Source organism: Acidibrevibacterium sp., assembly GCF_049965395.1.
GTDB classification, from domain to species: Bacteria; Pseudomonadota; Alphaproteobacteria; order Acetobacterales; family Acetobacteraceae; genus Acidibrevibacterium; species Acidibrevibacterium fodinaquatile.
Window position 1 is genome coordinate 21,275 of the sequence record NZ_JBMFWJ010000011.1, and the last position, 8,372, is coordinate 29,646.

Consider the following 8,372-nt stretch of genomic DNA (forward strand, 5'->3'; position numbering starts at 1 on the left):
GCCGTGATATGGCGGCATGATGGCGGGACGGGACAGAGCGCGGTTCGTATGTCAGGCGTGCGGGGCCGTCGCGGCAAAATGGGCCGGGCGCTGTGAGGCGTGCGGCGCTTGGAACAGCCTCGTCGAGGAGGTGGCAACGCCGCGGCCCGGGGGCCTCGCGCGGCCGGCGCGCGGGGCGGTGCGGGGGGTCGATCTGGTCGGCCTCGCCGGCACGACGCCGCCGCCGCCACGGCGCGCGACCGGCATCGCCGAATTCGACCGGGTGCTCGGCGGCGGGTTGGTCGCGGGCTCGGCGGTGCTGGTCGGCGGCGATCCCGGGATCGGCAAATCGACGCTGATGCTGCAAGCGGCGGCGCGGCTGGCGGCGAGCGGGCAGAAGGTGATCTACATCACGGGCGAGGAATCGGTCGAGCAGGTGCGGCTGCGCGCCCGCCGTCTGGGGCTGGCCGAGGCGCCGGTCGAACTCGCCGCGGCGAGCCATTTGCCCGATATCGCGGCGACCTTGGAGGCGCGGCCGGAAACCGGCCTCGTCGTCATCGATTCGATCCAGACCATGTGGCTCGATACTTTCGACGCCGTCCCGGGAACCCTGACGCAGGTCCGCGCCGCCGGGTTCGAGCTGGTGCGGCTCGCCAAGACGCTCGGCTTCGCGCTCGTGCTGGTCGGGCATGTCACCAAGGACGGCGCGATCGCCGGGCCGCGTGTGCTCGAACACATGGTTGACGCCGTGCTTTATTTCGAGGGCGAGCGCGGCCATCAGTTCCGGATTTTGCGCGGCGTCAAAAACCGCTTCGGCGCCACCGACGAGATCGGCGTGTTCGAAATGACCGATCATGGTCTCGCAGAGGTCGCCAATCCCTCGGCCCTCTTTCTCGCCGAGCGGCGCGGCCATATCGCAGGCTCGGCGGTGTTCGCCGGGATCGAGGGCACGCGCCCGGTGTTGCTCGAAGTCCAGGCGCTACTCGCCCCCAATGCCGGCGGCACGCCGCGGCGGGCGGTTCTCGGCTGGGATGCCGGGCGGCTCGCAATGCTGCTTGCGGTGCTGGAGAGCCGCTGCGGGCTGCGTCTTTCGGGCAATGACGTTCATCTCAACATCGCGGGTGGCCTCAGGATCAACGAGCCGGCGGCCGATCTCGCCGTTGCCGCGGCGCTGGTTTCGGCGGCGAGCGAGACGCCGACCCGGCCTGATACGGTCTATTTCGGCGAGGTCGGGCTTTCCGGTGAAATCCGCCAGGTAGCGCAAGCGGAAGCGCGTTTGCGCGAGGCGGCGAAGCTCGGGTTCGCCAGCGCCTGCTTGCCGCTGCGGCTCGCCCGCGGTGGCAAGCGGCTGGCGCCGCCGGAAGGGTTGCAGCTCGCGGAGATCGGCCATCTCGGCGACCTGCTGGCGAGCTTCGCGGTCGCCGCCAAGACACGCAAGCCGGACAAAACCCCGGTATGAGCACGGTGATACTTCGCCTCGGCGGCGATCGCCGCCTGGTCGGCGAGGTGCCGGCGGCGCTGCTCGGCGATCAGCGCGCGCCACGGCTCGGCGTGCTGCTCGATGAAGCGATGATCGGCACCATCGCCCTCGAGCCCGCCGAAACCGCCGCCGCCTGGCGGTTTTCTCTGCCGCTGCCGGGGCACCGGCTGGCCGCGCGGCTCGATCTCCTGCGGCTCGATACCGGCACCAGTGTTTTCGTCAAACCGGTCTCGCTCGCCGGCGTCTATCGCTTCGCCTGGCGTGATCTGGCGCGCGCCGGGCGCACCCTGATCGGCGCCTTCACCCTCGCCGTCGCGCTCGATCCGGCCCTCTATGTCGCGGTGACGGCGGCGGGAGAGATCGCGGCGCGCGGTTTTGCGCGGCGGGAGGCGGACGGGGTTTACCGGTTTTCCCTGACGCTCGCCCGGCTTCTGCCACTCGGCCCGGCGAGCGATTTCGCCTTCACCATCGCCGGCGCGCAGGTGACCGCGTCGCTCGCGGCCAGCGCCGCCGATCTCGGCCTCGCCGGCTATATCGAGGCGGTGACGGACAACGAAGTGCGCGGCTGGGCCGCCGATCTCGCGGCGCCAGGGCGGCCGCTCGCGGTCATTCTCCGCGAGGATGGTGTGGAGATCGCCCGCACCCTCGCCGATGGCGCGCGCCCCGATCTCGCCGCGGTCGGGATCGGCGAGGGGAGGGCGGGTTTTCGGCTGCCCTATGTCGCGCGCCCGCTCGCCCCGGGTGCGGCGCCGCCGGAAGTAAGCGTCGTCTTGGCGGAAAGCGGGCTGGCGCTGGTCGGAAGCCCACGGCCGGCGCCGACCCGGCCGGGATTTGCCGGATATTTCGATGGCATCGAGAACGCGATCGCCCATGGCTGGGCGCTCAACCTGGTTGCGCCGGCGCAGCCGCTTACCGTCGAGATCCTGCAGGAAGGCCGCGTCATCGCCGCCGGGCGTGCCGATCTCCCCCGCCCCGATGTCTTCGCCGCCGGCCTGCCCGAGGCGCCGTGCGGGTTTCGCGTCCCACTCCCCCTCAATCAGGCGGCATTGGCGCAAAGCCCGCTTTTTGCGCGCCTCGCCGGGACTGAGATCCTTCTCGAAGGCTCGCCGCGAGAAGCCAAACCCCACCCGGCGATCACCGCCTTTCTCGCCGCCGCCCGCGCGCCGCTGCCGGCGCCGCTCGCCGCCCGTTTCAAGGCGGCGCGCGCCGGGCGGATCGCCGGCCTCATGCTGTCGCTGGTGATGCCGGTCTTCAATCCGCGGCTTGCCTGGCTCGAGGAGGCGCTCGCCAGTGTCTTCGCCCAGCGCTGCGCTGCGTTCGAGTTGATTTGTGTTGATGACGGCTCGACCGATCCCGCGATCGTCGCTTGCCTCCGTGCCGCCGCCACCGATCGGCGTCTGCGGGTGCTGCGCGCGCGCAAGAACGAGGGATTTGCCCGTGCGCTCGCGCGCGGGATCGCGGAGGCGCGCGGCAGCCATGTCGCCTTCCTTGATCACGATGACGCGCTCGCCCCGGACGCGGTGTTTCAATGGCTGCGAGCGGCCGCCGAGAGCGGCGCCGATCTCGTGTTCGCCGACGCCGCGTTGTCGGCCGAGAGCTTGGACGAAATCGACGCGGTCGAGATCGGCGGTGCCTTTTCGCACGACGCCTTTCTCGCCCGCGCCGCCCTCCCGCGGCCGCTGGCGATCGAGCGCCGCCTCGCATCTTCGCTCGCGCCGCCAGATGCGAGCCTCGCAGGGGCGGAGGAGTTCGATTTCGTGCTGCGCGCCATCACGCGCGCGAAAAGCCTCGCCCATCTGCCGCAAGTTCTCTATCGCGCCCGTCGCCATGGCCTCGGCCGCGCCGCGGTGCTCGGCGCGCAAGCGATCGAGACGGCGCGGCGGCACGCGGTTGCGCGCCATCTCGCCGCGCTTGGCCTTCCCGCCCGGGTTTTGCCTGGCCTTAGCGAAGATCAATGCCGTCTCGATTGGCCGGTGCCGGCGGCGGCGGTGATTGCCGTGATCCGGCGCGACGGGTCGGGACAGGAGGCGGCGCTGCGGGCGGCGCTCGCCGCACTTTCCTGCAGGGTCGTGGCGCGCCCGCCTTCCGGGTCAGGGCCGGAGTTTTTGCTGTTTCTCGACGAAGGGATCACGCCGCCTGCGGGCCGGGCGTGGCTTTCGCATCTCGTGTCACTCGCGGCGCGGCGCGATGTCGGCGCCGCCGCGCCATTGTTGCTCACCCCCTCGGGGCAGGTGCGTGAGATGGGCCTGGTGATCGGCGCTGATGGCATGATGTTGCCCGCCCTCGCCGGTGACGAAGCGTTTTTGCCCGGCGAAGACGGCCCGCGCCGCAATCCCGGCCCTGGCGGCCGCCTGACGCTGGTTCGCGACGTTGCCGGCGCTTCCGCCGCCGCCCTTCTCGTGCGACGTGAAATGTTCGCCGAGTTCGGTGGCTTCGACCGCGCGCTCGGCCCCCTGGCGGGCGCCGATTTCACCCGTCGCGCCCGCGCCCAGGGCTTTCGCATTCTCGTCTCCGGGCTCTATCCCCTGACCCATCACGGCCCGGAGGAAAGCGCCATCCCGGCCGCGCTCGCGGCGCGGTTTCTCGCTCGCTGGCCGAAAAGCGCCGCCGGCGATCCGTTCTACAGCCCGCTTTGCTCAACGGCGCGGGCCGATTATGCCTTGCGCCACGATGCAACGACGCTCTGCCGGCGACCCGCAGCGCTCAGGGTCTCGCCGTCTCCCGGCGCGACCCTGAGCGCTGCCATGGATGGCTGACCCAATCAGGGTTTTTTCGCAAGCTCCGTCACGACCCCGTGCAGCGTGCGCAATTCCTGCTCCGTCACCTCGCCGCGCTGAAAGAAATGGCGGAGATTGCGGATCATGCCAGGTCGCTTCTGGGGATTGCGCAGAAAGCCGGAAGCATCGAGTTCGCGCACCAGATGGGAGAGGAAATTTTCCAGCTCCGCCTTGGTCGCAACCCGCGTCTCATGGGTCATGAGCGCGCGCGGCGCGGTTTCCTCGGCCGCGAGCCACCATTCATAGGCCAAAATCATCACCGCCTGCGCGAGATTGAGCGAGAGGAACGCCGGGTTGAGCGGATAACGGACAAGGGCATCGGCATGGGCGAGATCGTTGCGGTCGAGCCCGGCGCGCTCGGGGCCGAACAGCACGCCGGCGCGAAGGCCGCGTTCGCCGATCGCGCGCAATTCCGCCGCCGCGCCGCGCGCGGTGAGCAGCGGCGTGACGACATGGCGCGGGCGTGGGCAGGTGGCGAGCACGCGATGGAGATCGGCGACGGCGTCGGCGACATCGGGATAAACGGTTGCCGCCTCGAGAAGGCGATCAGCGCCGGAAGCGGTGCGCCAAGCGCGCTCCTGTGGCCAGCCATCACGCGGGGCAACTAGGCGGAGATGATAGAGCCCGCCATTGGCCATGGCGCGGGCGACGGCACCGATATTTTCGGCAAGCTGCGGGCGGACGAGAATGACCACCGGCGAGGGTTCGACCGGGACCAGCATCGCCCCGTCATCACGCCCGGTCATTTTCTCCATCACCCGCGCCGCCAGGTGGTGCCGGCGGGACCATCCTCGAGAATGATGCCAGCATCGGCGAGTTCCTGGCGGATTTCATCGGCGCGGGCGAAGTTTTTCTCGCGTCGGGCTTGCGCGCGCTCGGCGATTCTCGCAGCAATGGTGTCGGCCCCTAAAGACTCGTCAAGCAAGGGCATTTGAAACCAGGCCTCGGGATTTTCGTGCCACAGAACGCCGAGCAGGTTTCCGGCCGCGCGAAGCCCGCGTGCGGCTTCACGATCTCCGGCGAGCGCGGCATCGGCGAGTTTGTGCATCTCGGCGATGGCGCGCGGCGTGTTGAGATCATCGCACAGCGCCGCCATGACGCCTTCGGGAATTTCCGTGTCATCGTCATGGCAGACGGGATTTCGCTGAAGAGCGCGATAAAATCGGCTGAGTTCGTCATAGGCATCGGTGAGGGCGCGGGCGGAAAAATCCAGAACACCGCGATAATGGGTGCGCAACAGCGCGAATCGCACCGCCTCACCCGGGGCGCGGGCGAGCAATTCCTCGACGGTGATGATATTGCCGAGGCTTTTCGACATTTTTTCGCCCTGGACCAGCAGCATGCCGTTATGAAGCCAGACGCGGGCGAAATGGCTGCCGGGAAAAGCGCAGCAGCTCTGCGCAATCTCGTTTTCGTGGTGCGGAAACAAAAGATCGCCGCCGCCGCCATGGATGTCGAAATCGGCGCCGAGATAGCGCCATGACATCGCCGAACATTCGATATGCCAGCCCGGCCGCCCGCACCCCCAGGGGCTCTCCCAGCCCGGCAAGTCCGGAGGCGAGGGTTTCCACAGCACGAAATCGCCGGGATCGCGCTTATAGGGGGCAACCTCGACGCGGGCGCCGGCGCGAAGCTCCTCCGGGCTGCGGCCGGAAAGCCGGCCATAGTCGGGAAAACTCGCGACCGCGAAGAGAACATGCCCCGCCGCCTCATAGGCATGGCCGCCTTCGATCAGGCGCTTGATGAGGTCGATCATCTCGGCGATATGCGCCGTCGCGCGCGGCTCGACCAACAACATTTCGCCGAGGTGGTCGGTTGCGAGCAGTTTGCCGTCGGGCGGGAGGACGCCGAGGGCTGCCATGTCCCGATGATAGAGTTCGAGCGTGCGGGCGGTCAGCGCCGCGATCGGCTCATTATTCTCGGCGGCGCGGGCGTTGATCTTGTCGTCGACGTCGGTGACGTTGCGAACATAGATGAGGCTTGGATAGAGCCGGCGAAGAAGACGCGCGAGCACGTCGAACACCACCGCCGGGCGGGCATTGCCGATATGCGGCCGGTCATAGACCGTCGGGCCGCAGACATACATCCGCACCTGCCCGGGATCGAGCGGGGTGAACCGCTCCTTGCGGCGGGTCAGGCTGTTGTGCAGGAAAAGCTCCGGCATGGCTCCGATCATCCGTGATCATCCGGCGCCGTTGTGGACGATGACGGGGGGGCAGGCAAGACGGCAGCGAGACGAAAAACAGCCCGATCCGTTGCCGGATCGGGCCGCGTCGTCAAGCCGCCAGCGTCAGTTGACGCGGGCGAGAGTCGGCAAGCCTAGCAGATCGGGCAGCGCCACCTGCAGCATGCCACCCGCCTGGGTCGCGTTCTTGATGCGGCCATTGGGATCGGCGCCGCCGGTCACCGGGTTGATGATATATTCTAAGAACGGGCCAATGGTGATACCGGGCGCGATCGCCGCGTTATAGGTCACCTCAAGCAGCTCGACGCTGTTCGCGGCATGGATATTGCCGGCCATCACCGTCCCGGTCTCGTAGTTCACTAGCTCGTTGCCGAGTTTGTAGTATTCGCCGATGATGTTGAGGTTGTCATGCGGCCGGCTGGCGAGCGGGCCCTGCCAAACCATGCCGGCGTCGATTTCGTCCTGGATCGGCACATAGCCGGTGACCATCGACTCGACCTCACCAAACAGGGTGATGCCGCGCTTGCTGTTCATATCCGGGCGATAGACCATCTGCGACGCCTGCGCCCACACGCCCATACGCGGCTGGTTGGTGCCGATGCTCGCCATCGGCTCCATCATGCCGGATTTGGCGAACATCATCCCCGCGTAGTTATAGCCACCACTATTGTAGAAGCCGCCGACGTCATACTGGCTCGGATAAGCGGACGAAGAGAAATCGGTCTTGTAGCCGACTTCGACCGGCACGAAGACGCCGTTGTCATGCGTCATCGAGAGGTTCCAGCCCTCGTTCGAGCCGTTGTAGAAGCCATCGCCATCCGCCGCTTCCGCCGCGATGCGGAAATAGGTCTGCAGCGTCGGCTTGAAGGTGATACGCCCGCCCCAGGCCGAAACCGGGTCCGCCGAGTTTGTGTTGTTGAAGTAGAAGAACGACGTGTTGGCGCAGGTGTAATCCACGAAGTTACAGGCGAAATCGAAGGTATCGAAATCACCCAAATCGTTGATGCGCCCGACCAGGATCCGGATATGGTCGTTGAGGAGACTCTGATCCCAGTCCAACTCCGTCAAGCGGAACGCGGCGTTCGGGCCATAGACGAAGTTGTTGTCGAGCCCCATACCGGACGCCTCGTAGCCGTTCGGCCCCTGGCGATCATCGACATAGAAATGGATCTGCGCGCCTTGAATACCGGCGATCTTGTTCATGTCGAGATTGATGCCGAGCGTCGCATCGCCGTCGGAATAGGCGCCGGTGTGGATGCCACCGCCCACTTCGGCGTTGGTGATGTTGATGTAGCTGCCGTCGATATAGATGCCCTGATTGGCGAGCGCCTGGCCGATCGACTTGCCAACCTGCAGATTGAACAGATAGCCATCTGATTGCGGCGTGCCTTGGGCGGCGCCGCTGCCGACCGGCGCCTGAGACTGATCCTGCGCGGTCTGCATCGGCTGGTCATTGTCGTTGCGCGCATTCAGGATGGCATTGAGATAGGCGGATTGCGCCTGCGCCTGGTGCGCGGCACCGAGCGCCAGCACCGCGACGGTCACCGCGCCGACCCAGGCCGGTGCGCGTCCGCGCATTGTGTTTCGGTTGAACATGTATTCCCCTTCCCTCGGGTGATTTCGGAAACCTGATCCCGCGCAATCAAACCTGGGCGATTTCGCCTCTTTCGATCACGCGAGGCGAGGGGAGACGCCTTCCCAAGAGGCCCGCCTCTCGCAGGCGTGATTAGAGGGCGGTGTCGGGGAAATTTGAAGAGGGAAATTCAGAACAAAATAAGAACACTTGCGTCACGCGATAAAAAAGCCAACGCCTGTGGCAAAAATGTCACAAATAGGGGCAAAGGCGGCCGGCTTCCCCATTGCTGGGGAAGCCGGGTTCGTCGTCAGATCAAACGCGCGTCAGTTGACGCGGGCGAGAGTCGGCAAGCCTAGCAGATCGGGCAGCGCCACC

5 protein-coding genes are annotated in these 8,372 nt (G+C 67.1%); 2 read left to right on the plus strand and 3 right to left on the minus strand.

Annotated features, from left to right (window positions below; translation table 11 throughout):
• The first annotated feature begins 19 nt into the window (after window positions 1-19).
• Both radA and ACP5M5_RS05405 read left to right on the plus strand, forming a co-directional pair.
• A complete protein-coding gene (gene radA / locus ACP5M5_RS05400) occupies window positions 20-1,438 on the plus strand; it encodes a DNA repair protein RadA (protein ID WP_427936084.1) in 1,419 nt (472 codons plus the stop codon).
• Window positions 1,435-4,215, plus strand: coding sequence for a glycosyltransferase (locus tag ACP5M5_RS05405; RefSeq protein ID WP_427936037.1), 2,781 nt, complete (start codon window positions 1,435-1,437; stop codon window positions 4,213-4,215). Before radA ends, ACP5M5_RS05405 begins: the two co-directional genes overlap by 4 nt.
• Before the next feature lie 5 nt (window positions 4,216-4,220).
• On the opposite strand, the gene ACP5M5_RS05410 is transcribed toward ACP5M5_RS05405, so the two are convergent.
• The 3 genes from ACP5M5_RS05410 to ACP5M5_RS05420 all read right to left on the minus strand — a co-directional run bounded on the left by ACP5M5_RS05410 (window position 4,221) and on the right by ACP5M5_RS05420 (window position 8,017).
• A complete protein-coding gene (locus ACP5M5_RS05410; RefSeq protein WP_427936038.1) occupies window positions 4,221-4,982 on the minus strand; it encodes an RNA methyltransferase in 762 nt (253 codons plus the stop codon).
• An 8-nt stretch (window positions 4,983-4,990) separates the two neighbouring features.
• Window positions 4,991-6,400 carry a cysteine--tRNA ligase gene (cysS, locus tag ACP5M5_RS05415; protein ID WP_427936039.1) on the minus strand — a complete coding sequence of 470 codons (1,410 nt, stop codon included), beginning with the start codon at window positions 6,398-6,400 and terminating at the stop codon, window positions 4,991-4,993.
• A gap of 126 nt (window positions 6,401-6,526) precedes the next feature.
• A complete protein-coding gene (locus tag ACP5M5_RS05420) occupies window positions 6,527-8,017 on the minus strand; it encodes a carbohydrate porin (protein WP_427936040.1) in 1,491 nt (496 codons plus the stop codon).
• Between the last annotated feature and the right edge of the window lie 355 nt (window positions 8,018-8,372).